Genomic DNA, 22,192 nt, shown 5'->3' on the forward strand with positions numbered 1-22,192 from the left:
GTCGGCGTGTCGCACGCCTCGACGGGTTTCGACGACCGGTTCCGGTGTCGCGACCCGTCTGGACGAAGCGGCCGGTTCTGGCCGCCGCGCCATGGAAATCCCTGGTCAGCTCAGCATGCGGTCGAGCGCGGCACGCACGAAGATCGCGCGGACGTCATCGAGGCGCCGCGTCAGCTCGGGCGCGAGCTCGCCGGCACGACCGCGGGACGAGGCATCCGTCCGCCGCAGCAGCGGGGCCAGCGCCGACTCCACCAGGGCGACGTCTCGTTCGGCGCTCTGTCGGAGCGCCCGCACATGACGCGGCTCGATGCCGTGCCGGTCGAGGGCGACGAGCGCGCGCAACAGTGTGACGGACTGCTCGGTGTACGACTCGGCACCGGTGAGGATGCCCGTGCTGATCGCGTCGTTGAGCAGCTGCGGGGCGGCTCCTGCGGCGGCGAGCATCTCGTCGCGCCGGTAGCGGCGCGGCGCCGGCACGATCGACGGCGGCGGCACGGCCGAAGGGGTGGCCGGATCGCGTCCGGCGTCGACGTCTTCGAGATAGTCGCGGATGACGGACAGCGGCAGGTAGTGGTCGCGCTGGAGTGTCAGCGCGAGCCGCAGCCGCTCCAGATCGTCCTGCGAGAACTTGCGGTAGCCCGACTCGGTGCGCAGCGGGGTGACGATCCCCTGCACCTCGAGGAAACGCAGCTTGCTCGAGGTGAGGGACGGGAACTCCGGCGACAGACGCGCCAGAACCTGCCCGATGCTGAGAAGACCCGCGGACGACGCCCTTTCACGGGCGGAAGCCGCGGGCATCAGGCGTCCGCCGCCCGGGCGAGGTCGGCCGGCGAGACGAAGAAGTTGAGGCGGAACTTTCCGACGCGCACCTCGGCGCCGTTGGTGAGCGCGGCCCTGTCGACCCGCTCGCCGTTGACATAGGTGCCGTTGAGGGAGCGCTGGTCGACGAGCTCGAAGCTCGTGCCCGAGCGCGTGATCTCGGCATGGCGGCGCGAGACCGTGACGTCGTCGAAGAAGATGTCGGCTTCGGGATGCCGCCCCACCGTCGTCACATCGGAGTCCAGCAGGTAGCGGGCGCCGGCGGTGGGTCCGGAACGCACGAGCAGCAGGGCTGCGCCCGAAGGGAGCGCCTCGATGGCGTCGAGCTCTGCGTCGCCCAGCTCGCTGCCGAACGGCACGAACGAGAGGTCGGAATCGTGGCCGAACGTCTGCGTGGTGTCGGCGCCGCGATCGGAATCGCGTGCGTCGGCCCCGGCAGCCCGGCGGATGTCGCCCTCATCGGGTCGGCGGTCGTGCTCCACGGTTTCCTCCTCTGTTCGGCCAGCCTATCCGATCACCCTGGCTCGGAAGAGGCCGTTTTTGCGGTTCGCCGCGGAGGGCTGCCCCGCGTCGGCGCCCCGGATCCCCCCGGTGCGGCGGAAGCACGGGGCCACTCCGTCACGCCCGAAAGCCCACGTGCCGCAATGTTTCGTCCCGTGTCGACCGAGATGCCTCGACCGACCCGCCCCTCTAGCCTGGCAGGACGCAGACGATCCGTCACATGAAGGAGACCATCGTGTCCACCCCGCACAGCCACATCCCGCCCCTCCAGGTGCGTGAGCGTGCGGCGTGCATGTGCGACCACGGTGGCAGCTGCTCCTCCTTCGCTCCCGGCCACGCGCTGCACCTCATCCAGGCGCGGCTGGCCGCGGCCACCCCGGCGGAGTGGGCCGACGCGATCGTCGAGGAGTCCGACGAGCGGTCCGGATTCGTGGTGGTGCGCACGCTGGCAGACGGCACCTCGCTCGTGCTGTGGAACGGCGTCGGCGCGGCCGCGACGGCGACGCCCGGCACGCCGGTCGCGCTGCACGAGCGCTACCACGTGCTCGCCGTCGGCGGCGCGCGCTACAACGTCCTGCGCGCCGAGCTCGTCGGCGCCTGAGTCATCAGGCCCGAGCGATCGGGGCCTGAGCACTCGCCGGCGCTTCGCTCATCGGGACGCAGCCGCGATCCCGCGACGTCCTGCGCGAGGGATCGCGCAGGACTGAGAAAGGCGACGGGCTTCAGCCCATCGCCATCATCGAGTTCTTCATAGCCATGCAGGCGTCCATGCACGCCTGGCAGGCCTGAGCGCACATCTTGCAGACCTCGCTGTGGTCCGCGTGCTCCATGCACTCGTCCATGCAGAGCTGGCACATCGCGATGCAGGCGTCGAGCATCGACATCATCGTGGCCGGGTTCATGCCCTGCATGCGCAGCATCGACCGCATCATCGTGTTGCACATGTCCGCGCAGTTCATGCACGCGGGCGCGCACGACATCATCTGCGTGGAGCACACCGTGCATGCCTGCTCGCAGGCCGAGCAGGCATCCATACAGGCCTGCATCACCGACATGTCCATGGTGTCCATGCCGGGCATCGACATCATGTCCTTCGACATGGCGTCCATCATCATGGAGTCCATCGCCGCCATCCTTCCGTCACCGGTCAGCGGGCAGATCCCCCGCCTGCGGCCATGCTAGACCTCGGGGCGTGCGGATCGAAGGGCCGGATAGGCTCGATCGCGTGATGTCACACAGAGTTCACACACCGCTCTCAGCCTCCATCTCGGCATCGGTCTCGGCATCCGTCTGGGCACGCGTCTCTGCGCTCGCCGCCGGCCTGATCCTCGCGTTCGCCGTCGTGCTCGCCGGGGCGACCCCCGCCCACGCGCACGACGAGCTGCTCGGCAGCGACCCCGCCGCCGACAGCAGCGTCGACGCGCTTCCCGCGCAGCTCACGCTCACCTTCAGCGCCGAGATCGCCGATGACGAGGGCGCCTCGGTCGTCGAGGTGACGGATGCCGCGGGCACGACGCTCGTCGACGGCGCACCGACCGTGCACGACAACGTGCTGACGCAGCCGCTGGCGGGCGAGGCATCCGGTGCCGTGACGGTGCTGTGGAAGGTCGTCTCGAGCGACGGGCACCCCATCTCGGGCGAGCTCTCGTTCACCGTTGCGGGCGCACCTGCACCGACGCAGGCGCCGACGCCGACGGAGACGGCCGCTCCCACCCAGAGTGCGACCACGGCGCCGAGCGAGACCGTCGAGCCGTCCCCGACCGTGACCGGCGAGCCGACCGCGTCCGAGGGCTCGAGCGCGCTCCCGTGGATCATCGCCGGCGTGCTGGCGCTCGCCCTGATCGGCGCGGTCGTCTACCTGCTGGTGTCGCGTTCGCGACGCGAGAAGGCACTCGCCGAAGGTGCCCAGGGCACCGCCGGCGCCGCCCCGCAGCCCGGATCCGAGCCTCCGGCCGACCACTAGGCTGGAAGCATGCCTCACTACGACGTCGCCATCCTCGGCGCGGGGCCCGGCGGGTACGTCGCGGCCGTCCGTGCTTCTCAGCTCGGCCTCAAGGTCGCGATCATCGAAGAGAAGTACTGGGGCGGTGTCTGCCTCAACGTCGGCTGCATCCCCTCGAAGGCTCTGCTCAAGAACGCCGACCTCGCGCACCAGTTCCATCACAAGGCCGACCTGTTCGGCATCTCGGGCGACGTGCACTTCGACTTCGGAGTCGCGTGGGATCGCAGCCGCAAGGTGGCCGACACCCACGTCAAGGGCATCCACTACCTGATGAAGAAGAACAAGGTCGACGAGTACGAGGGGCGCGGATCGTTCACCGGTCCGAACGCGATCCGCGTGACCAAGGCCGACGGCTCCACCGAGGACGTCACCTTCGACAACGCGATCATCTCGACCGGCTCGAAGGTCCGCCTGCTCCCGGGCGTGCAGATCGGCGGCAACATCGTGACGTACGAGGAGCAGATCCTCGCGCGCGACCTGCCGCAGTCGATCGTCATCGTGGGCGCCGGCGCCATCGGCATGGAGTTCGCCTTCGTCATGGTGAACTACGGCGTCAAGGTCACGATCATCGAGTTCCTCGACCGTGCACTGCCCAACGAGGACGCCGACGTGTCCAAGGAGATCGCGCGCCAGTACAAGGGCTACGGCGTCGACATCCTCACCTCGACCAAGGTCGAGACGGTCAACGACCAGGGCGACAAGGTCACCGTGACCTACACCGCCAAGGACGGCACCACCGGCTCCATCGACGCCGACAAGGTCATGATGTCAATCGGCTTCGCTGCCAACGTCGAGGGCTTCGGGCTCGAGAACACCGGTGTGAAGCTCACCGACCGCGGCGCCATCGACATCGACGACCACATGCGCACCAACGTGCCGCACATCTACGCGATCGGCGACGTGACCGCCAAGCTGCAGCTGGCGCACGTGGCCGAGGCGCAGGGTGTCGTGGCGGCCGAGACGATCGGCAAGGCCGAGACGATGACCCTCGGCGACTACCGCATGATGCCGCGCGCGACGTTCTGCTCGCCGCAGGTGGCGTCGTTCGGTCTCACCGAGCAGCAGGCGCGCGACGCCGGCTACGACGTCAAGGTCGCGAAGTTCCCGTTCTCGGCGAACGGCAAGGCGAACGGCCTGGGCGAGCCGATCGGCTTCGTCAAGCTCATCGCCGACGGCGAGCACCTCGAGCTCCTCGGTGGCCACCTCATCGGCCCCGACGTCTCGGAGCTCCTGCCCGAGCTGACGCTGGCGCAGAAGTGGGACCTCACCGCTCTCGAGGCCGCCCGCAACGTCCACACGCACCCGACGCTGTCGGAGGCCGTGCAGGAGGCCTTCCACGGCCTCGCCGGCCACATGATCAACCTCTGATCACCGCGACGTCGAACGCCCCGGACCTTCTCGAAGGTCCGGGGCGTTTCGTCTCGTCGCCGGCGCTCCTCGCTCAACGACCGGTTCTCGGCTGCGCCGAGCGGAAGCGAGACGAAACGCGCCACCCCCGTTCGTCGCGCGGAAGCGAGACGAAACGCACCACCCCCGGTCGTTGAGCGAGCGAAGCGAGACGAAACGCGCGCCGACTCGTCAGGCGCCGAGCGTGCGGGCGAGCTTGGAATCGGATGCCGCTTCCCGGCCACCGACGGCGTGCACGGCTTCTTCGGCAGCGGCGAAGAGCGCCGCGCGCTGGTCCGCCGAAGCCGGGGCCGCATGCCCGAGCTCGAACTCCCACTCCCGCCAGGTGCGCTGCGTGCCGTCACGCTCGTCGGTGGCGATGACATGGTCGTCCACGAACTCCGCCACCAGTCCCCCGTCGGCGCCGCGCAGCGCGTACGCATGACGCTGGTTGCGGATGCGCGCGATCGGTCCCAGGGACGAGTTCCCAGCCACCGCCGGAAGCGCGTCGGCGACGGCATCCGGGATTCCCTGCTCCGACACGTCGCTCTCGAGCGGCCAGTGCTGTTCGACACGGCCGCCCTCGGCGTTGCGCGGACCCTTGATGTGCCAGCCCTCATCGGGGCCGCCCGTGCGGCGGCGCACCGCGTACCCGGCGTGCGCGAGCGCGAGGTCGTCGCTGTCGAAATAGACGGCGTCGAGGTCGCGCAGCTCAGCCGCGCCGACGGACGCCACCCCGGGCAGACCCGACCAGTCGGGCAGCGGAGTGTCGTCGTCGACGTCGAACTTCAGCTCCACCTCGACCGAATGGCTCGGCCCCGTCGGGTCAGCAGCCTGCTGGTGAGAGTCTTCTTCAGCGGCGCTCACGTGCGGTGTCGCTGTAGGGATCGATGTCGTCCTCGGATTCGATGAACCAGAACTCGGCCTCGGTCGGTCCATCGCCCTCGCCGGTGTTCTCGGGCGATCCCTTGCGTTCGTAGACGACCTGCGTCTCGCTGTACGGGACGATCAGTCGGTCGAGTTCGGGGTCTTCCAGCGGGAGGAGCTGCCCGTCGAGCGGGCCTCCATGCAGTCGTGCGATGGCCATGCGCCCCAGCGTAGCCCCGCGGGAGGACAGGCACCCGCACCTTGCGGATCGCCGCGAGACATGCCAGCCCTCTGAGGGGCTGCGACGACACCGGGCGCCGGCAGCGGACCAGTGACATCCGTGCAAGCGCTTCCAGCTTCTCCCCCTAGAATCGCGAGCGTGAAGGCCATCCGAACGTTCACGGTCCGCCCCGTCCTCGCCGAACCCCTCGCCCCGCTCGATCGCCTCGCGTCGAACTGGCGCTGGTCGTGGAGCCGCGCGACGCACGCCCTCTTCGCCTCGATGGATCCTGCGCTGTGGGACGACATCGGCGCCAACCCCGCACGCATGCTCGGTGCCCTCGGTCAGGAGAGGCTTGACGAGCTCGCCCGCGATGAGGAGTTCGTGGCTCGCGTCCGCGACGAGGACGAGCGCCTCACCGCCTACCTCGACGGCGACCGCTGGTTCCAGCGCCTCGAGGGCCCGAAGCCGGTTCACATCGCGTACTTCTCCCCCGAGTTCGGAGTCGACGGCTCGCTGCCGCAGTACTCCGGCGGGCTCGGCATCCTCGCCGGCGACCACCTCAAGAGCGCCTCCGACCTCGGCGTGCCGCTGACCGGCGTCGGGCTGTTCTACCGGGCCGGCTACTTCCGCCAGTCGATCGGCGACGACGGCTGGCAGCGCGAGGCGTATCCCCTGCTGGATCCCTACGGTCTCGGCCTGACGCTGCTGCGCGACCGGGCGGGTGCTCCCGTCGAGATCGCGCTCGACCTTCCGGGCGACCGCCGCCTGCACGCGCGGGTCTGGGTGGCTGACATCGGCCGCGTGCCCCTGCTGCTCCTCGATTCCGAGACGCCGTCGAACACCGACGAGATGCGCCGCGTCACCGATCGCCTGTACGGCGGCGGCGGCGAGCACCGCCTGCTGCAGGAGCTGCTGCTCGGTGTCGGCGGCGTCCGCGCGGTGCGGGCCTTCTCCGATCTGACGGGCCGCCCGAGCCCCGATGTCTACCACACCAACGAGGGCCACGCCGGCTTCCAGGGACTCGAGCGGATGTCGGAGCTCATCACGCACGACGGCCTCGACTTCGACGCGGCTCTGGCCCAGGTGCGCGCGGGCACCGTCTTCACGACGCACACCCCCGTGCCGGCCGGCATCGACCGCTTCTCGCGCGAGCTGATCGCGAACGTGCTCGCGGGTGGCCTCTTCCAGGGCCTCGACGCAGGCCGCGCGATCGCGCTCGGCCTGGAGACGTGGGAGGGCGGCGACCAGGGCGTCTTCAACATGGCGGTGCTCGGCCTGCACCTCGGCCAGCACGCGAACGGCGTCTCGGTGCTGCACGGCGAGGTGAGCCGCGGGATGTTCGGCATGCTGTGGCCGGGTGTCGACACCGACGAGGTGCCGATCACGTCGATCACCAACGGCGTGCACGCTCCCACCTGGGTGCACCCCGCCCTCAAGGCCGTGAGCGAGCGCGCGTGGGGCGATGCGCGCACCGATACGCACGACTGGACCGACCACGCAGCCGTGACGGATGCCGAGCTCTGGGGTGTTCGTCAGCAGATGAAGGGCGGGCTCGTCGCCGAGGCGCGACGGCGGGTCGCGGCATCCCTCTCCCACGGCACCTCCAACGGCGGCAGCCGCACGCCGGCGTGGGTGGATGACCTGCTCGACCCCGAGGTGCTGACGATCGGCTTCGCGCGGCGGGTGCCGACCTACAAGCGCCTCACGCTGATGCTGCGGGACCCGGAGCGTCTCACGCGACTCCTGACCGACCCGGAACGACCGGTGCAGATCTTGATCGGCGGCAAGTCGCACCCGGCCGACGACTCGGGCAAGATCCTCATCCAGCAGCTCGTGCGCTTCAGCCGCGATCCGAAGGTGCGCGGGCGGATCGTGTTCCTGCCGGACTACGACATCACCCTGGCCAAGGAGCTGTACCCGGGCTGCGACGTGTGGCTCAACAACCCGCTGCGTCCGCTCGAAGCCTGCGGCACGAGCGGCATGAAGGCCGCGCTCAACGGGGCGCTCAACCTCTCGATCCTCGACGGCTGGTGGGACGAGTGGTACGACGGCGAGAACGGCTGGGCGATCCCGACGGCCGACACCGCGGCGAACGACGAGGAGCGCGACGACGTCGAGGCCGCTGCCCTGTACGACCTCATCGAGCACCAGCTGGTGCCGAAGTTCTACGAGCGGGAGGGCGGCATCCCCACCGCCTGGCTGGGCATGGTGCGCCACACCATGACCGACCTCGGCAAGAAGGCGACGAGCGACCGCATGGTGCAGGACTACGTCCGGCGGCTGTATGTGCCGGCTGCCGCCCACGACGTGGCGCTGCGCGCGAACGGGTTCGCCGAGGCGCGTGAGCTCGCGGCGTTCGTCGGACGCGTCAAGGGCGCCTGGGGCCGGATCTCGATCGCGAGCGTCGACAGCTCGGGCATCCCGTCGCAGGCGCAGGCCGGCGACGCGCTCGAGGTGCACGCCGACGTCCGCCTCGACGGCCTGTCGCCCGACGATGTCGCGGTGGAGCTGCTGTACGGCCGCACCGACGAGGACGACGCGCTGGCGCGCGAGCACTCGGTGTACCGCCTCTCCCCCACCGGCGACGGGGTCGACGGTGTGCGCACGTTCACCGGCATCCTCCCGCTCACGGTCACGGGCACGTTCGGGTACACCGTCCGCGTGCGCCCGACGCATCCGCAGCTCGTGTCACCGGTGGAGCTCGGGCTCGTCACCTACGCCTCGTAGACGTCGATCACGGATGCCTCGACCCGGCGTGCTGCGCCGGGTCGAGGCATCCGTTTCGTTCCTGGTCGTGTCCTCGAGGGTGGACGCGTTCCTCATTTGAGGACCTGCGCCGAGATGAGGGACGACACGCCGCGCGATGGCCCGCAGCTCGGCCCTGATCCTCATCTGAGGATCGGGATGCGGCCGGCGGCGTGCGTTAAATCGTTCCCATGTTGGCCTCGGCGGTCTTGACCTCTTCGAGACGCCGCGGCTAGGGTCGCTCGGGAAAACGTATTCCCTCAATATGAAACGATCCAACGGTCCGTGCCCCACGCCGGCCACAACTTCGGGAGAGCGATTCGACGATGAATCTCCAGAGAACCTCCGTACGCGCGATAGTGGCCGGCACGGCCGCCTGCGCCCTGACCCTCGGCCTCACCTCCACCGCGCTGGCGCAGGAGACGGCGCCCTCCGGCGACGCGTCGGCGGGTGCCCAGCTCGAAGCCCTCGATCGCGGCCTCGTCGCGGTCTCGACCGGCGAGGGCGTCTTCCTCAGCTGGCGTCTGCTCGCGACCGAAGCGGGACCGGCGACCGAGACGGGCGTGAGCGGCCCGTCCTTCGCGGTGTTCCGCGACGGCGAGCGCATCGCCACGGTCGACGACAGCACCAACTACGCCGACCCGGACGGCTCTGCGGCGTCCGTCTACACTGTCGCGCCCGCCTGGCACGATGTCACCGGCGCGCAGTCCGGTCCCGTGTCGGTGTGGGGCGACGGGTTCTACGACCTGCCGCTGCAGAAGCCTGCCGACGGGGTGACTCCCGCCGGCGAGGCGTTCACCTACTCGGCGAACGACGCGTCGGTGGCCGACGTGGACGGCGACGGCGCCTACGAGTTCGTCGTGAAGTGGGATCCGTCGAACTCCAAGGACGTGTCGCAGAAGGGCTACACCGGCACGGTCTACGTCGACACCTACGAGCTCGACGGCACCCTGCTGAACCGCATCGACCTGGGCGTGAACATCCGCGCCGGCGCGCACTACACGCAGTTCATGGTCTACGACTTCGACGGCGACGGCCGCTCCGAGACGATGCTCAAGACCGCTCCCGGCACGAAGTCCATCCGCTACAACGCCGACGGCACCGTCGCGGCGTCGACGGACATCACGATGCTCGCCGACGACCTCGCGGCCGGCTACCAGGCGACCGACGACTACCGCATGAGCGCCGCGGACTATCGCCGGCACCTCATCGACGTGTTCGAGGGCTGGTCGGAGCACCCCGAGGTCGTCGCCGGTCGCTGGCCGGCCACGCTCGAGGAGGCGTTCGGCATCCCCGTGACGCACGAGTACCCGCTGTCGGAGGCGTCGGCAACGGAGCTCGTCGACTACTTCATCACCACCTACGCGCCGTCGCGCAGCGCTCGCAACGACCTCACCACGTTCGAGGGCTTCATCGTCGACGGGCCCGAGTACCTGACGGTGTTCGACTCGGCGACCGGCGAAGAGCTCGAGACGGTTCGCTACGAACCCGGTCGCGGCGACGACGGCCTGCTCTGGGGCGACTACGCGATGGCCCGCATCGAGCCGGGCAACCGCGTGGATCGTTTCCTCGCGGGAGTCGCCTACCTCGACGGCTCCCATCCCTCGGCGGTCTTCGCGCGCGGCTACTACACGCGCACGACGATCCACGCGTACGACTGGGACGGCGAGCACCTCACCACCCGCTGGGCCGTCGACAGCGGCCACGTGCCGATGACGAACCCGTTCAACGACGGCCCGCACGGCCGCGACGGCACCGACCCGGTCTACGGCACGATCACGACGCAGGGCTTCCACTCGCTGAGCGCGGCCGACGTGGACGGCGACGGCAAGCAGGAGATCGTCTACGGGTCGGCCACGATCGACGACGACGGCGGACTGCTGTACAGCTCGTTCGACACGCTGCCCGAGGGCAACGCCGCTCCGGGCGAGGTCGTGCGCCTCGGCCACGGCGATGCGATGCACGTCACCGACATCGACCCGAACCGCCCCGGTCTCGAGATCTGGACGGCCCACGAAGGTGCCACGTACGCCCCCTACGGGTCGGCGATGCGGGATGCCGCGACCGGCGAGGTGCTCTTCGGTGCGTACTCGGGCCGCGACACCGGCCGCAGCATGATCGGTGACGTGCGGCCGGACGTGGCGGGCATCGAGGTGTGGGCGAGCATGCCGAACGGCAGCGAAGGGTCGGGCCTGTTGAGCGCGTCGGGCACGCAGCTGGCGACGGCCACTCCCGGAACGAACCAGTCGATCCGCTGGGCCGCCGACCTGACGACCCAGATCGTAGATGGTGCGCAGGATGTGACGCCCACGATCAAGGACTGGACGCGCGGAACGCTGCTGACCGCCGACGGAACGCGAACGAACAACAGCACGAAGGGCAACCCGTCCCTCGTGGCCGACGTGCTCGGCGACTGGCGCGAGGAACTGCTGGTGCGCACGGTCGACTCGAGCGCACTGAGGATCTACACGAGCACCGAGGTGACGAACCACAAGCTCCCGACCCTCATGCACGACGTGCAGTACCGCGCCGAGGCGGCCCGGCAGAACACCGCCTACAACCAGCCGTCGTACACGAGCTACTACTTCGCGAGCGACATGGACTTCGCGAACGTGCCGGTGCGGACGACCGCCGCGACGCCGCGCGAGCCGAGATTCGTCGATCCGCGCGGATCGGGCTCCGACCACGTGATCGTCGCGCCCGACCCGGCGTTCGACTACTACGTGAACGGCGTGAAGGCGGAGAAGCCGCTGGTCAAGGTTCCCGCGGGTTCCGAGGTGCGCGTCACGGCGGTGCCGAAGGCGGGCTTCGCCGTCGACGCCGGCGCGGTGTCGACCTGGACCCACCGGTTCGAGACGAACGACTGACAGACGGAAGACGGATGCCCCGGCCCAGCGCAGATGCGCGGGTCCGGGGCATCCGTCTTGACGCCTCCCCGGTCGTTGAGCGAGCGAGGAACGAGCGAGACGAAACGCCCCGCATCCGGCGCAGACCATCGGCCCGAGGCGTTTCGTCTCGGTCGCTGGCGCTCCCTCGCTCAACGACCGGGTGCGAGGCCGCGACGTTTCGTCTCGGTCGCTGGCGCTCCCTCGCTCAACGACCGGGTGCGAGCCCGCGGCGTTTCGTCTCGGTCGCTGGCGCTCCCTCGCTCGACGACCGGGTGCGAGGCCGCGACGTTTCGTCTCGGTCGCTGGCGCTCCCTCGCTCAACGACCGGGTCGGAGGACCCGTCGTTGAGCGAGCGCAGCGAGACGAAACGCGCCCGGGGCCCACGTAGGCTGGTGCGGTGAAGCCGTTCGTCCTCCTCGCGACCCGAGCCGAGGACGTGCCCGCCGACGAGGAGTACGCGCTGTTCCTGCGCTACACCGGCCTCAACCCCGAGGAGCTCGTGCGGGTGCGGCTCGAGGCAGAGCCGATGCCGAGGTTCGATCTCGATGAGCTGTCGGGCATCTTCGTGGGCGGGGGTCCGTTCAACGCCTCCGATCCGCTCGAGAAGAAGTCGGCGGCGCAGCGGCGGGTCGAAGCGGAGTTCGGGCGTCTGCTCGACGAGGTGGTGGCGCGCGACTTCCCGTTCCTCGGCGCCTGCTACGGCATCGGCACACTGGGAGCGCACCAGGGCGCGGTGATCGATCGCAGCCACAGCGAGCCGATCAGCGTCGTGCCGGTCACGGTGACGGCGGCCGGGGCATCCGATCCCCTCCTCGAGGGCATGCCGACCACCTTCGACGCGTTCGTCGGCCATAAGGAGGCGATCTCACAGCTGCCCGCCTCGGCGACGCTGCTGGCGTCGTCGCCCGGGTGTCCGGTGCAGATGTTCCGCGTCGGCGCGAACGTGTACGCGACGCAGTTCCATCCCGAGCTCGACGTCGAGGGCATCACGACGCGCATTCATGCGTACGCCGACTACGGGTATTTCGCCGCCGACGAACTCGAGCTCACCCTCGCGGCGGTGCGGCGGGCGGCGGTCTCGCACCCCAGCCGGATGCTGCGCACGTTCGTCACCCGCTACGCGCGCTGATCCGGCTCTTCGCAGCGCGCCCGCCCGGTGGTACGCTCCGGGCACCGGCTGCCTCCGCCGCCCGAAACCGAGGTGCGTCATGGGTTCGAAGAAGCTGCTCATCGCCGGAGCCGCCATCGCCGTCGTCGCGGCGGCCGCGATCGTCGTACCGAGCGTCGCAGCAGGCGTGCCGCTGCCCCAGGTCCTGCCGGTGTACGCGGCGCTCGCGCCCGATGACGGGCCCGGGAACCACGGCCGGGGCAACGCCTTCGGCCACGACAAGGACTCCCCCGGCTTCCCCGGCAACAACGGCGGGGGCAACGACGACGCGCCCGGCGATGACGGGCCGGGCAACCACGGCCGCGGCAACGCCTTCGGCCACGACAAGGACTCGCCCGACTTCCCCGGCAACAACGGCGGGGGCAACGACTCCGACGACGCGCCCGGCGATGACGGGCCCGGCAATCACGGTCGCGGCAATGGCTTCGGGCACGACAAGGACTCCCCCGACTTCCCCGGCCACAACGGCCGCGGGCACGACGACTCCGACGACGACTAGGCGTTCCCGCCCGCCATCACCGCCCGGTGACGGCACTCCCGTCAGCTGGCGGGCCTCCCGGCGACCGCGTACGCCACCCAGTCCGAGGTGGCCGGCGGCTCGTCGAAGGGCAGGTCGAAGTCGACGAAGACGATGGCGCCGCTCAGCGCGCGCCCGCGTCGGGTCACCAGGCCTGGTTTCAGTCCACCGAAGGTCACGGTCACGGATGCCGGCAGCACGACGTCGTCCGAGGTCGCCCCGAGGTCGGGGTGCAGGCCGCTCGGCACGTCGGCGGCGATGACGCGCGGACGCCCTGCCCTGACGTGCGGAAGGAGCACCGAGACGACATCGCGCGCGGCGCCGCGGAGCGCGGGATCGGTCGAGACGCCGATTCCGAGGATGCCGTCGATGACGATGTCGTACTCCGCGGCATCCGCTGCGACCTGCGCGAGATCGATGCGCCGGGCGCCGCCGGCGAGCGCCGTCGCCAGCGCCTGCTCGTGCACGCGCTCCGACGTGCAGAACACGTCGATGCGCAGGTCGTCGGCCGGCGGGTGCGCGCTCGCCGCGCGCTGCGGCATCCATTGCAGAAGCGCCGCTGCCGCGTACAGCGCGTCGCCGCCGTTGTCGCCCGCTCCGGCCAGCACGAGGACACGGCCGACGATCGGGCCGCCGTCGGTGCCGGGAAGACGCCGACCGCCCCCGTCGCGGGTCACGCCGGCCTCGACCAGCTCGTCAGCGGTGATCGACGCGAGGCACTGCGCCGCCCACAGCATCAGCGGCACGCCCTGGTCGAGCAGCACCCGCTCCGCCGCGCGGATCTGCGCGGTCGTTCGGACAGGGACCCACTCCGTCATGACAGCGACTCTCTCACGGTCGCTGTTCGAGCTGCTCGGCAGTGCGGTCCTTCTCCAGCGCCTGCTCCGCAGGACGCTCGCTCTCCTGCGGCTTGTCCCCGGCCTGCTCTGCCGCCTTCTTCTGCGCGGCGAGGCGTTCCTTGTCGGCGTCGGCACGCGCGTGCTGGAGCTCCTCGGTGGCGACCCGCACGGCATCCTCCGCCTGCCGCACCCGCCGCAGGGCGAACGTCGGCGAGCCGAACCGCTCGCGCACGCGATCGACATCCTCGCGCTCGCTCACGATGATCCACGTCGACGCCAGCAGGATCACCTGGGCGGAGAGGTTCAACCACAGCAGCAATGCGATGAGGCTGGCGAAGGTGGCGAGGAGCGGGTTCGACCCGGCGCCTGCCACGAAGATCCCCGACAGCTGCTGCAGCACCGTGAGTCCGACGGCGCCGAGGAAGGCGCCCGACCACAGCGCACGGGGACGTGCGCGCACGCCGCTCAGCGTGACGAAGGCCAGGGCCACGACCGCCATGTCGAGCAGGAAGACGACGAGCACCGACACGCTGCGCGTGGCGATCGTGGCGAAGTCACCCTGCGCGATCCCCATCCAGTCGAGCACCGCGCCGATGAGCGAGGTGCCCACGAATGTCGCGCCGGCGGAGAGCACGAAGCCGCCGCCGATGGCGATGGCCAGCAGCAGGTTGCGCAGCAGCACCCAGACGAAGAACACGTCGTCGTGCACCCGGTCCGCCAGCGTGCGGATCGCCACCCGCAGCGAGCCGATCGCGCCGATCGCCGCTCCGACCAGCGCCACGAGCGCGATGATCCCCGCGACGGTCAGTCCCGCGGGCGCTTCGATGTCGGAGACGTCGACGAGCCCGCCCTTGCCGACGAGACCCGGGATCGCGGCATCCACGGCGTCCACCAGGGATGCCCAGGCCGCGGGATTGTCCCTCAGCCAGATCGCAGCGAACGAGAAGCCGAGAAGCACGCCGGCGAACACCGAGAACAGGGACCGATAGGTGATGCTGTCCGACAGCATCGGCCCGCGACGTTCGGCGTAGTGCAGCCACATCCGCACCGGCCGCAGCGACAGTGCCCAGGCTGTCAGCTTCGCGATGAGGTCCGCCATGCCGTCACCCTATCGAGCGCCCGCGGCCATCTCGCCAGGCTTGACGCGCGGCGCATAGTATGTCGAGTGGGGATTGGGGAATTGCCGTGAGAGGTCTTGCACAGACGCTCGTGCTCACCGGAGCCGTTCGAGCCGCCGACATGTCCGCCGCCATCGCGCAGGCGGGCGGCGCCGACGGGCCGGAGCTGCAGCGGCTGCTGGTGAGCTCGAAGCTCGTCACCGAGGGGCAGGTCGCCGAGGCGATCGCGCTGCACACCGGTCACCGATACGTCGACCTGGCGAGCATGCCGCTCGATCCGAACGTCGTCGCGCTGGTGCCGGGCAACCTCTGCCGCAAGTACGGCCTCATCCCGGTCGACCGTCGCGGCGAGCGGCTCACCGTGGGCGTTCTCGACCCGACCGACATCGTCGCGCTGGACGACGTGGCCAGCATCACCGACCTGTTCGTCGAACCCGTCGTCGTCGCCGAAGACGCGCTGACGCAGATGTTCGAGCGGTTCCTCCGCTCCGACGAAGAGCTCAGCGAACTGTCGATGACGATCGAGGAGTCCAGCGAGTCGAACCAGGCCGCGTTCACCGAGACCCTCGAGGAGCAGGACAACGACGCCCCGATCGTCCGCTTCGTGAACCTGCTCATCGCGCAGGCCATCAACGACCGCGCGAGCGACATCCACGTCGAGCCGGGCGAGAAGCAACTCACGGTGCGGTTCCGCATCGACGGCGTGCTGCACGAGATGCAGAAGGCCGACCGCGCCATCCAGGACGGCATCATCTCGCGCCTGAAGATCATGTCGTCGATCGACATCGCCGAGAAGCGCAAGCCGCAGGACGGCCGCCTCTCGGTCACCCACGAGAACCGGCCCGTCGACCTTCGCGTCGCGACCCTGCCGACGGTGTGGGGCGAGAAGATCGTGATGCGCATCCTCGACAACACCGGTCAGGTCATGACGATGCGCGACCTGCTCTTCTCGGGCGTCAACGAGCAGCGGTTCCGCGAAGCGATCACGAAGCCCCACGGCATGATCCTTGCGACGGGCCCGACCGGTTCGGGCAAGTCGACCAGTCTCTACACGGCGCTGCGCGCCATCGCGAACCCGACGATCAATGTCATCACGGTGGAAGACCCGGTCGAGTACCGCATTCCGGGCATCAACCAGGTGCAGGTGAACAACCGCGCCGGGCTGACGTTCTCGACGGCGCTGCGATCGATCCTCCGCTCCGATCCCGACGTCGTGCTCGTCGGCGAGATCCGCGACTTCGAGACGGCGAACATCTCGATCGAGGCGGCGCTCACCGGTCACCTCGTGCTGTCGACGCTCCACACCAACGACGCGCCGTCGGCGCTGACCCGTCTGACCGAGATCGGCTGCGAGCCGTTCCTCGTCGCGACGGCGCTGTCGGCGGTCATCGCCCAGCGCCTCTCGCGGCGGCTGTGCATGCGCTGCCGCGAGCCGCTCGTCGAGACGACCGAGGTGCTGACCACTCTCGGCTTCCCGCACGACCCGGCCGATCCGCCCCAGCTCTACAAGGCGGCGGGATGCCCCGCCTGCTCGAGCACCGGATACCGCGGGCGCGTCGCGCTCCACGAGATCATGACGCTGAGCGACGAGATCGAGACGCTCGTCGTGACCCGTGCGACGGGCAGCGAGATCCGCCAGGTCGCGCTGGAGCAGGGCATGGTGTCGCTGCGGCAGGACGGCTGGTCGAAGGTGGCACAGGGCCTCACCACGATCGAGGAGGTGCTGCGGGTCACCGTCTGACCCGCAGCATCCGGCCCGCACTCAGCGCCGCAGCGGCTCACCGCGTTTCGTCTCGGTCGCTGGCGCTCCCTCGCTCAACGACCGGACCTCTTGCCGGTCGCTGGCGCTCCCTCGCTCAACGACCGGACCTCTTGCCGGTCGCTGGAGCTCCCTCGCTCAACGAGCGGACCTCTTGCCGGTCGCTGGCGCTCCCTCGCCCAACGAGCGGACCTCTTGCCGGTCGCTGGCGCTCCCTCGCTCAACGACCGGACCTCTTGCCGGTCGCTGGCGCTCCCTCGCTCAACGAGCGGACCTTTTGCCGGTCGTTGAGCGAGCGAGGAACGAGCGTGCCTCTTGCCGGTCGTTGAGCGAGCGAGGAACGAGCGAGACGGAACGCCCTGAGCGCTTCCTTCCCTTACTGCTTCGCGAGCTCCCCGTACAGGCTAAAGATCGGCAGGTACAGGGAGATCACCATCCCGCCGATCAGGATGCCGATACCCACGATGAGAATGGGCTCGATCGTCGATGAGAGTTGCGCCGTGGCCGTTTCTACCTCGTCTTCATAGAAGTCCGCGATGGACGACAGCATGTCGACGAGCGTGCCCGACTCCTCGCCGACCGAAACCATCTGCGGCACCATCGCCGGGAACACCTGGGCTTTCGCGAGCGGTGCGGCGAACGAGCGGCCCTGGCGGATCGACTCCTGCACGTCGCGCACGGCCTCTTCGATCTTCCAGTTGTTCGACGCCTGTCCGACGATCGAGAGTGCCTGGATGATCGGCACGCCGGCGTTGAGCATCATCGAGAGGTTGCGCGCGAAGCGGGCGACCGCCATCTTGGTGGTCAGCTTGCCGAAGACGGGCATCTTCAGCTTGATGGGGTCGACGACCTTGCGGTACTGCAGCGTGTGGCGGTTGGCGCGCCACCAGATGACGGCGACGATGACGACGAGCACGATGGCCGGCAGCATCCACCACATGTTGTTCGAGATCGTGACGAGGATCTGGGTCGGCAGGGGGAGCGCACTTCCAAGTCCTTTGAACATGCGCTCGAAGACCGGCACGACGAACGTCACCATCACCAGCACGCCGAGGATCGCGATCACGAGCACGATCGCCGGGTAGGTGACGGCGGCGCGGATCTTGTTCTGCAGTTCGGCGTCGCGCTGGTAGTTGTCGGCGATCGAGCCGAGGGCGCTGCCGAGGAAGCCGCCCGCCTCGCCCACCTTCACGATGCTGAGCATGAGCGGCGGGAAGGTCTGCGGATGCCGCGCGAGCGCCGCCGAGAACGACGAGCCCGATTCCACATCGGCCTGCACCTGCACGAGCGCCGGCTGCAGGCGCTTGTCGTCGGTCTGCTCGATGAGGATGGCGAGCGTGCGCATGAGCGGCAGGCCGGCGTTGATGAGACCGGCCATCTGCCGCGAGAACACCGCGAGGGTGCGCGCCGACACGGTCTTGGTGGCGCCGGGCAGCTTGATGTCGCGGTTCAGTCCGGTGTTGGACTTGAGCGTGACCTCGAGGGGCGTGAGCCCCTGCGCCTTGAGCTTGCCGGTGACCGCCGACTCGCTGGCGGCCTCGATCGTGCCCTTGACGACCGATCCGCCGCGCGGATCGACGGCCCGGTAGACGAACTCCTGCACAACGGCCATGTCAGGCCTCCTCGTTCGCGGTGGTCCACGCTTCGAGGTCGTCGACGCCGCCCCAGTCCACGTCCCGCGCGGTCGGGTCGACCCGGCCGCCGACGGTCGGTGACCCGAAGCGCGAGCCCATGCCGATGCCCGTTCCGGCGGCGGCATTCGCGGGAACGGATGCCGCGGCATCCGCCTGCCGCCATTCGCCGGCGTGGTGCGCCCACTCCTCGGCATCGAGATCGCGCGGCTTGACGTACACGCCGTCGAGGCTCTTCGGATCGACCGCGAAGTCCATCGCCACGTTGCGCGCGATGGTCCCGTCGGACACGAGGCGGCGGAGATCCTGGTCGAGCGTGTGCATGCCGACCTCCGAGCCGGCCTGCATGGCCGAGTAGATCTGCGCGACCTGACCCTCGCGGATCATGTTCGCCACCGCCGGGGTGTTGATGAGCACCTCGGTGGCGATCGTGCGGCCGTTGGTCTGCGCGAGCGGCAGCAGCGTCTGGCTGATGATGCCCTGCAGGGTGTCGCCCAACTGCGTGCGGATCTGGTGCTGCTGGTCGGCGGGGAACACGTCGATGATGCGGTTGATGCTCTTGGCCGCGCCCTGCGTGTGCAGGGTCGAGAGCACGAGGTGGCCGGTCTCGGCCGCCGACAGGGCGGTCGAGATCGACTCGGGGTCGCGCAGCTCGCCGATGAGGATCACATCGGGGTCCTGGCGCAGCACGCGGCGGAGCGCCTCGGCGAACGAGTTGGTGTCGCGGCCGACCTCGCGCTGGTGGATGAGCGCGCGCTTTGACTGGTGGTGGAACTCGATCGGGTCTTCGATCGTGATGATGTGCGCGGCGACCAGCTGATTGACGATGTCGACCATCGCCGTCAGCGTGGTCGACTTGCCGGATCCGGTCGGGCCCGTCAGCAGCACGAGCCCGCGGGGCCGCAGCGCGAGGTCGCGCGCGATGGCGGGAGCGCCGAGCTCCTCGAGCGTGTAGACGCGGTCGGGGATGTAGCGGAGGGCGATCGCGATCGACCCGAGCTGACGGTAGACGTTCGTGCGGAAGCGCCCGATCCCGGCGGTGGCGTGAGCGAGGTCGACCTCGCCGTGCTGGAGGAACTCCTCCCGCTGCCCGTCGCCCATGAGCGCGAACGCGGTGCGCTCCACCCACTCCTCCGACAGCGCGTCGGGGTAGCCAGGCACCGGCACCAGGTCGCCGTCGACGCGCAGCAGCGGCGGCGCACCGGCGGTGATGTGCACGTCCGATGCCCGGTGGCGCGCGCCTCGTGCGAGGAGCGTCTCGAAGTCCAGGTCGTCCATGGCCGTCACCCTTCCGCGTCCACGAAGGTCAGCGCCGAGATCTGCACGTCGAACGTGCCCTCACCCGACTGCGTCGTGGTCGCCGTGATGCTGTTGAGCAGGCGCGGTCCGGAGCGGAGGGCGTCGAGGAAGGCGGTCACCTGCGCCATGTCGCCGGCGGTGGCGCTGATCACGAAGTCGACCTGCTGGCGACCCGCGGCGGCGGCAGCGTCTCCGACTGCGGGACCGGCGGCTGCGGCATCCGTCGTCGTTCCTGTCGTGGTGTCGGTCGCACCTTCCGTCGCCTCCGGCGTCGGGGCGGGCGCCGGGGCCACGGCAGCGGCGTCGCCGTCGGTCACGCCGGTGCGGGGAACGAACGCGACCTGCTCGCCGGCGGTGACGGCGGTGAGGGAGACTCCGGATGCCTCGGCCGCCTGTGCGACGACCTCGAAGACGTCGTCCAGCTGACCCGTGGCAGGCAGCTGCGAGCGGAGTTCGGCGACGTCGGCGTTGATCTGGTCGAGGTTCTCCTGCTCCTCGGTGAGGTGGTCGACCTGCGCCTGGTAGATCGCGTTGGTGTTCGCGACGGTCGCGGTCTGCGCGTCGACGCCCACCGCCTGGAAGTACAGCGGCATGGCGACCAGGAACACGCCGAGCGCGATGACGCCGAGCGAGACGATGAGTCCGAGCGCGGTGACGAGCTGCTTGGGCATCACTCGCTCCCTTCTTCGGCCGCGTACTCATTCGAGTAGACGGTCTGGTCGAACTCGACGTTCAGCAGGTACGAGAAGCGGTCGGCCGAGACCTGGCTCGAGGTCACCGACTGGCCGTCGGCGTAGAGCACGCCTTCGACGGCGCGCAGCGACCGGATGATCGCCACGATGTCGAGCGGCGTCGGGCTGTCGATGGTGACCGTGCCCACGATGCCCTGCTCGGCCGTCGGGTCGTCGCCCTGAGCGGCGCCGCCGACGGTGAGGTCGAAGCCGGTGAGGGTCGTCTCTGCGGGCAGGATGCCGGAGATCTTGGCGATCACGGGCGTCCAGGCGAGGTCGGCGGCCATGGCCTCGGTGCGGTAGTCGGTGAGTTCCGACTCGGTCGCGAGCGCCTGACTCACCTCTGAGAGCGAGGCGATCTCCGTGAGGAGGACACTGGTCTGGGTCTGCTCGGCGGCGAGGCGCTGGTCGGCGAGGAACTTGAACGCGAACGCGCCGGCGATGATGAGGAAGGCGACGACGATGGCGCCGAGCACGATCCACACCCAGCGGCGCACGAGCTTGTCGCGCTCGCGGCGTACGACCTCGGTGCGCGGCATGAGATTGACACGGGGCACTCCCGCGAACGGGGCCGGGATGGCGGTCATCGGCCGGCCTCCCCGAGTGCGATGCCGATGGTGCCGACGAGGTTCAGCGAGACGTCGCCGGCGGGCGGCGGCGTCACCATCGACACGACGTCGCCGGCGGACACGATGGTCATCGGCGTGTCGATGGCGGCGGTGAGCGCCGACATCACGCCTTCCACGGCGGCGCCGGCGCCGGTGACGAACAGGCGGGTCAGCGGCGCGGCGCCCGCGCGGCTGCCGAAGAACGCCAGCGTGCTGCGGACGCGGGCGGCGAGGTCGGTGGCTCCGGGCGGCGTCGCTGCGCGCATCGCGCCACGGGTGCGGCCGGGGGCGGCGATGCCGGTGCCTGCGCTGCCGGGCGGTGTCGCGGCTCCTGCGTCCAGGGAGCCGAGGCCGTTGCCCGCCGTGGCGGCGGTAGCGGCAGCCGCGAGTTCGAGCTCGGGTTCGACGAGCTCGGCGTTGTGGCGGCGGGTCGCGGCCGTCGCGACGTCGATCGGCAGGAGGCGCACGAAGAGCGGCACGCCGCCGCGCGAGATGACGACCTGCGTCGTGTGGTCGCCGATGTTGACGGTCGCCACGAGCTCGTCGGGCGCCGCGAGCGACGCGGTGGCGCGGGCGAGTCCGAAGGCGGCGAGGTCGACGCCCTGCGCGCGGACCTTTACCTTGGCGAGGGTTGAGATGATCTGCTCGATGCTCTCCGACACGGCGGCCACGAGCAGTCCCGAGACCTGGTCGCCCTGCTGCGAGAGCGGGAAGAAGTCGAGCACGGCCTGACTGGCGGGCACCGGCAGCAGGTCCTGCACCTGGTAGGGCAGCGCTTCGCGCAGGAGGTCGGGTCGCATCGCCTGCGTCGTGTATTCGCGCACCAGGATGCGGCGGCTGGCGACGCCGAGCACGGCATCCTTGCTTCGGAATTTCGCGCCGGTCCACAGCTGCCGCAGTGCGACGGCGACGGCGCCCGGGTCGAGCACCTCGGAGTCTTTCGCCGCGTCGGGTGGCAGCGGCACCTCGCCGTATGCGATGAGCTGGGGTTTGCGACCGAGTGAGAGCTCTGCAGCGCGCACGCTCTCTTCGGTCACCTCCAGCCCCACGATCGTCTTCGCCATGATGTTCCCTTCCCCAAGAGCGTCGGC

At 69.9% G+C, this 22,192-nt stretch carries 21 protein-coding genes; 9 read left to right on the plus strand and 12 right to left on the minus strand.

The features are described from left to right. Positions 1-105: 105 nt before the first annotated feature. Complete coding sequence (locus ACI3KY_RS04945) at positions 106-798, minus strand: MerR family transcriptional regulator (protein ID WP_194415857.1); 693 nt, start codon at positions 796-798, stop codon at positions 106-108. Then, a complete protein-coding gene (locus ACI3KY_RS04950) occupies positions 798-1,301 on the minus strand; it encodes an FHA domain-containing protein (RefSeq protein ID WP_404929091.1) in 504 nt (167 codons plus the stop codon). The genes ACI3KY_RS04945 and ACI3KY_RS04950 overlap by 1 nt, the downstream gene beginning before the upstream one ends. A 239-nt stretch (positions 1,302-1,540) precedes the next feature. Here ACI3KY_RS04950 and ACI3KY_RS04955 point away from each other — a divergent pair, with 239 nt between their 5' ends. Beyond that, complete coding sequence (locus ACI3KY_RS04955; protein ID WP_404929092.1) at positions 1,541-1,921, plus strand: hypothetical protein; 381 nt, start codon at positions 1,541-1,543, stop codon at positions 1,919-1,921. Positions 1,922-2,042: 121 nt separating this feature from the next. Here the strand turns inward: ACI3KY_RS04955 and ACI3KY_RS04960 are convergent, their stop codons facing one another. Continuing rightward, positions 2,043-2,240 carry a hypothetical protein gene (locus tag ACI3KY_RS04960; RefSeq protein WP_404929093.1) on the minus strand — a complete coding sequence of 66 codons (198 nt, stop codon included), beginning with the start codon at positions 2,238-2,240 and terminating at the stop codon, positions 2,043-2,045. Here ACI3KY_RS04960 and ACI3KY_RS04965 point away from each other — a divergent pair. The 3 genes from ACI3KY_RS04965 to lpdA are packed head-to-tail and all read left to right on the plus strand — an operon-like array spanning position 2,230 to position 4,690. Next, on the plus strand, positions 2,230-2,502 hold the full coding sequence (locus ACI3KY_RS04965) for a hypothetical protein (RefSeq protein ID WP_404929094.1): 273 nt from the start codon (positions 2,230-2,232) through the stop codon (positions 2,500-2,502). The two genes, ACI3KY_RS04960 and ACI3KY_RS04965, sit on opposite strands and share 11 nt — an antisense overlap. Positions 2,503-2,548: 46 nt before the next feature. Further along, positions 2,549-3,283 carry a copper resistance protein CopC gene (locus ACI3KY_RS04970; protein WP_404929095.1) on the plus strand — a complete coding sequence of 245 codons (735 nt, stop codon included), beginning with the start codon at positions 2,549-2,551 and terminating at the stop codon, positions 3,281-3,283. 9 nt (positions 3,284-3,292) lie between these two features. Next, positions 3,293-4,690, plus strand: coding sequence for a dihydrolipoyl dehydrogenase (lpdA, locus tag ACI3KY_RS04975; protein ID WP_404929096.1), 1,398 nt, complete (start codon positions 3,293-3,295; stop codon positions 4,688-4,690). 210 nt (positions 4,691-4,900) lie between these two features. On the opposite strand, the gene ACI3KY_RS04980 is transcribed toward lpdA, so the two are convergent. Together ACI3KY_RS04980 and ACI3KY_RS04985 are read right to left on the minus strand one after the other, a co-directional pair. Beyond that, on the minus strand, positions 4,901-5,575 hold the full coding sequence (locus ACI3KY_RS04980) for a CYTH domain-containing protein (protein ID WP_404929097.1): 675 nt from the start codon (positions 5,573-5,575) through the stop codon (positions 4,901-4,903). Further along, complete coding sequence (locus tag ACI3KY_RS04985; RefSeq protein WP_404929098.1) at positions 5,562-5,795, minus strand: response regulator; 234 nt, start codon at positions 5,793-5,795, stop codon at positions 5,562-5,564. Before ACI3KY_RS04985 ends, ACI3KY_RS04980 begins: the two co-directional genes overlap by 14 nt. Before the next feature lie 159 nt (positions 5,796-5,954). Here ACI3KY_RS04985 and glgP point away from each other — a divergent pair, with 159 nt between their 5' ends. The 4 genes from glgP (at position 5,955) to ACI3KY_RS05005 (ending at position 13,098) form a co-directional block, all read left to right on the plus strand. After that, positions 5,955-8,525 carry an alpha-glucan family phosphorylase gene (gene glgP, locus ACI3KY_RS04990; RefSeq protein WP_404929099.1) on the plus strand — a complete coding sequence of 857 codons (2,571 nt, stop codon included), beginning with the start codon at positions 5,955-5,957 and terminating at the stop codon, positions 8,523-8,525. Between the two features lie 344 nt (positions 8,526-8,869). Beyond that, positions 8,870-11,410: a rhamnogalacturonan lyase gene (locus tag ACI3KY_RS04995; RefSeq protein WP_404929100.1), complete on the plus strand. Its 2,541-nt coding sequence runs from the start codon at positions 8,870-8,872 to the stop codon at positions 11,408-11,410. A 418-nt stretch (positions 11,411-11,828) separates the two neighbouring features. After that, positions 11,829-12,560 (plus strand): glutamine amidotransferase, encoded by a 732-nt coding sequence (locus ACI3KY_RS05000; RefSeq protein ID WP_404929101.1) that lies wholly within the window; start codon positions 11,829-11,831, stop codon positions 12,558-12,560. A gap of 79 nt (positions 12,561-12,639) precedes the next feature. After that, entirely contained in the window at positions 12,640-13,098 is a 459-nt protein-coding gene (locus tag ACI3KY_RS05005) for a hypothetical protein (protein WP_404929102.1), read from the plus strand. Between the two features lie 41 nt (positions 13,099-13,139). Here the strand turns inward: ACI3KY_RS05005 and ACI3KY_RS05010 are convergent, their stop codons facing one another. Both ACI3KY_RS05010 and ACI3KY_RS05015 read right to left on the minus strand, forming a co-directional pair. Beyond that, entirely contained in the window at positions 13,140-13,934 is a 795-nt protein-coding gene (locus ACI3KY_RS05010; RefSeq protein WP_404929103.1) for an NAD(P)H-hydrate epimerase, read from the minus strand. 13 nt (positions 13,935-13,947) lie between these two features. Further along, positions 13,948-15,054, minus strand: coding sequence for a YihY/virulence factor BrkB family protein (locus tag ACI3KY_RS05015; protein WP_404929104.1), 1,107 nt, complete (start codon positions 15,052-15,054; stop codon positions 13,948-13,950). 86 nt (positions 15,055-15,140) lie between these two features. Here ACI3KY_RS05015 and ACI3KY_RS05020 point away from each other — a divergent pair, with 86 nt between their 5' ends. Then, positions 15,141-16,814: a GspE/PulE family protein gene (locus ACI3KY_RS05020; protein WP_404929105.1), complete on the plus strand. Its 1,674-nt coding sequence runs from the start codon at positions 15,141-15,143 to the stop codon at positions 16,812-16,814. A 394-nt stretch (positions 16,815-17,208) separates the two neighbouring features. Here the strand turns inward: ACI3KY_RS05020 and ACI3KY_RS05025 are convergent, their stop codons facing one another. The 5 genes from ACI3KY_RS05025 to pilM are packed head-to-tail and all read right to left on the minus strand — an operon-like array spanning position 17,209 to position 22,165. Then, the gene (locus ACI3KY_RS05025; RefSeq protein ID WP_404929106.1) at positions 17,209-18,444 is read right to left on the minus strand and encodes a type II secretion system F family protein; all 1,236 of its coding nucleotides are present in this window, start codon (positions 18,442-18,444) and stop codon (positions 17,209-17,211) included. A gap of 1 nt (position 18,445) precedes the next feature. Continuing rightward, positions 18,446-19,741, minus strand: a complete 1,296-nt coding sequence (locus ACI3KY_RS05030) for a type IV pilus twitching motility protein PilT (protein WP_404929107.1) — start codon at positions 19,739-19,741, stop codon at positions 18,446-18,448. 5 nt (positions 19,742-19,746) lie between these two features. Beyond that, entirely contained in the window at positions 19,747-20,433 is a 687-nt protein-coding gene (gene pilO, locus ACI3KY_RS05035) for a type 4a pilus biogenesis protein PilO (protein ID WP_404929108.1), read from the minus strand. Further along, a complete protein-coding gene (locus ACI3KY_RS05040) occupies positions 20,433-21,080 on the minus strand; it encodes a hypothetical protein (RefSeq protein ID WP_404929109.1) in 648 nt (215 codons plus the stop codon). The genes pilO and ACI3KY_RS05040 overlap by 1 nt, the downstream gene beginning before the upstream one ends. Continuing rightward, positions 21,077-22,165, minus strand: coding sequence for a type IV pilus biogenesis protein PilM (gene pilM, locus ACI3KY_RS05045; protein ID WP_404929110.1), 1,089 nt, complete (start codon positions 22,163-22,165; stop codon positions 21,077-21,079). Before pilM ends, ACI3KY_RS05040 begins: the two co-directional genes overlap by 4 nt. Between the last annotated feature and the right edge of the window lie 27 nt (positions 22,166-22,192).

The organism is Microbacterium sp. ZW T2_14 (assembly GCF_044987405.1).
Taxonomy (GTDB): domain Bacteria; phylum Actinomycetota; class Actinomycetes; order Actinomycetales; family Microbacteriaceae; genus Microbacterium.

Excerpts from the sequence above, each read along its gene's own strand:
- ACI3KY_RS04945 (WP_194415857.1), bottom strand. The coding sequence starts at position 798 with ATGCCCGCGGCTTCCGCCCGTGAAAGGGCGTCGTCCGCGGGTCTTCTC.
- ACI3KY_RS04955 (WP_404929092.1), top strand. The coding sequence starts at position 1,541 with ATGAAGGAGACCATCGTGTCCACCCCGCACAGCCACATCCCGCCCCTC.
- ACI3KY_RS04965 (WP_404929094.1), top strand. The coding sequence starts at position 2,230 with ATGCGCAGCATCGACCGCATCATCGTGTTGCACATGTCCGCGCAGTTC.
- ACI3KY_RS04960 (WP_404929093.1), bottom strand. The coding sequence starts at position 2,240 with ATGCTGCGCATGCAGGGCATGAACCCGGCCACGATGATGTCGATGCTC.
- ACI3KY_RS04970 (WP_404929095.1), top strand. The coding sequence starts at position 2,549 with ATGTCACACAGAGTTCACACACCGCTCTCAGCCTCCATCTCGGCATCG.
- lpdA (WP_404929096.1), top strand. The coding sequence starts at position 3,293 with ATGCCTCACTACGACGTCGCCATCCTCGGCGCGGGGCCCGGCGGGTAC.
- ACI3KY_RS04985 (WP_404929098.1), bottom strand. The coding sequence starts at position 5,795 with ATGGCCATCGCACGACTGCATGGAGGCCCGCTCGACGGGCAGCTCCTC.
- ACI3KY_RS04995 (WP_404929100.1), top strand. The coding sequence starts at position 8,870 with ATGAATCTCCAGAGAACCTCCGTACGCGCGATAGTGGCCGGCACGGCC.
- ACI3KY_RS05005 (WP_404929102.1), top strand. The coding sequence starts at position 12,640 with ATGGGTTCGAAGAAGCTGCTCATCGCCGGAGCCGCCATCGCCGTCGTC.
- ACI3KY_RS05010 (WP_404929103.1), bottom strand. The coding sequence starts at position 13,934 with ATGACGGAGTGGGTCCCTGTCCGAACGACCGCGCAGATCCGCGCGGCG.
- ACI3KY_RS05015 (WP_404929104.1), bottom strand. The coding sequence starts at position 15,054 with ATGGCGGACCTCATCGCGAAGCTGACAGCCTGGGCACTGTCGCTGCGG.
- ACI3KY_RS05025 (WP_404929106.1), bottom strand. The coding sequence starts at position 18,444 with ATGGCCGTTGTGCAGGAGTTCGTCTACCGGGCCGTCGATCCGCGCGGC.
- ACI3KY_RS05030 (WP_404929107.1), bottom strand. The coding sequence starts at position 19,741 with ATGGACGACCTGGACTTCGAGACGCTCCTCGCACGAGGCGCGCGCCAC.
- pilO (WP_404929108.1), bottom strand. The coding sequence starts at position 20,433 with ATGCCCAAGCAGCTCGTCACCGCGCTCGGACTCATCGTCTCGCTCGGC.
- ACI3KY_RS05040 (WP_404929109.1), bottom strand. The coding sequence starts at position 21,080 with ATGACCGCCATCCCGGCCCCGTTCGCGGGAGTGCCCCGTGTCAATCTC.
- pilM (WP_404929110.1), bottom strand. The coding sequence starts at position 22,165 with ATGGCGAAGACGATCGTGGGGCTGGAGGTGACCGAAGAGAGCGTGCGC.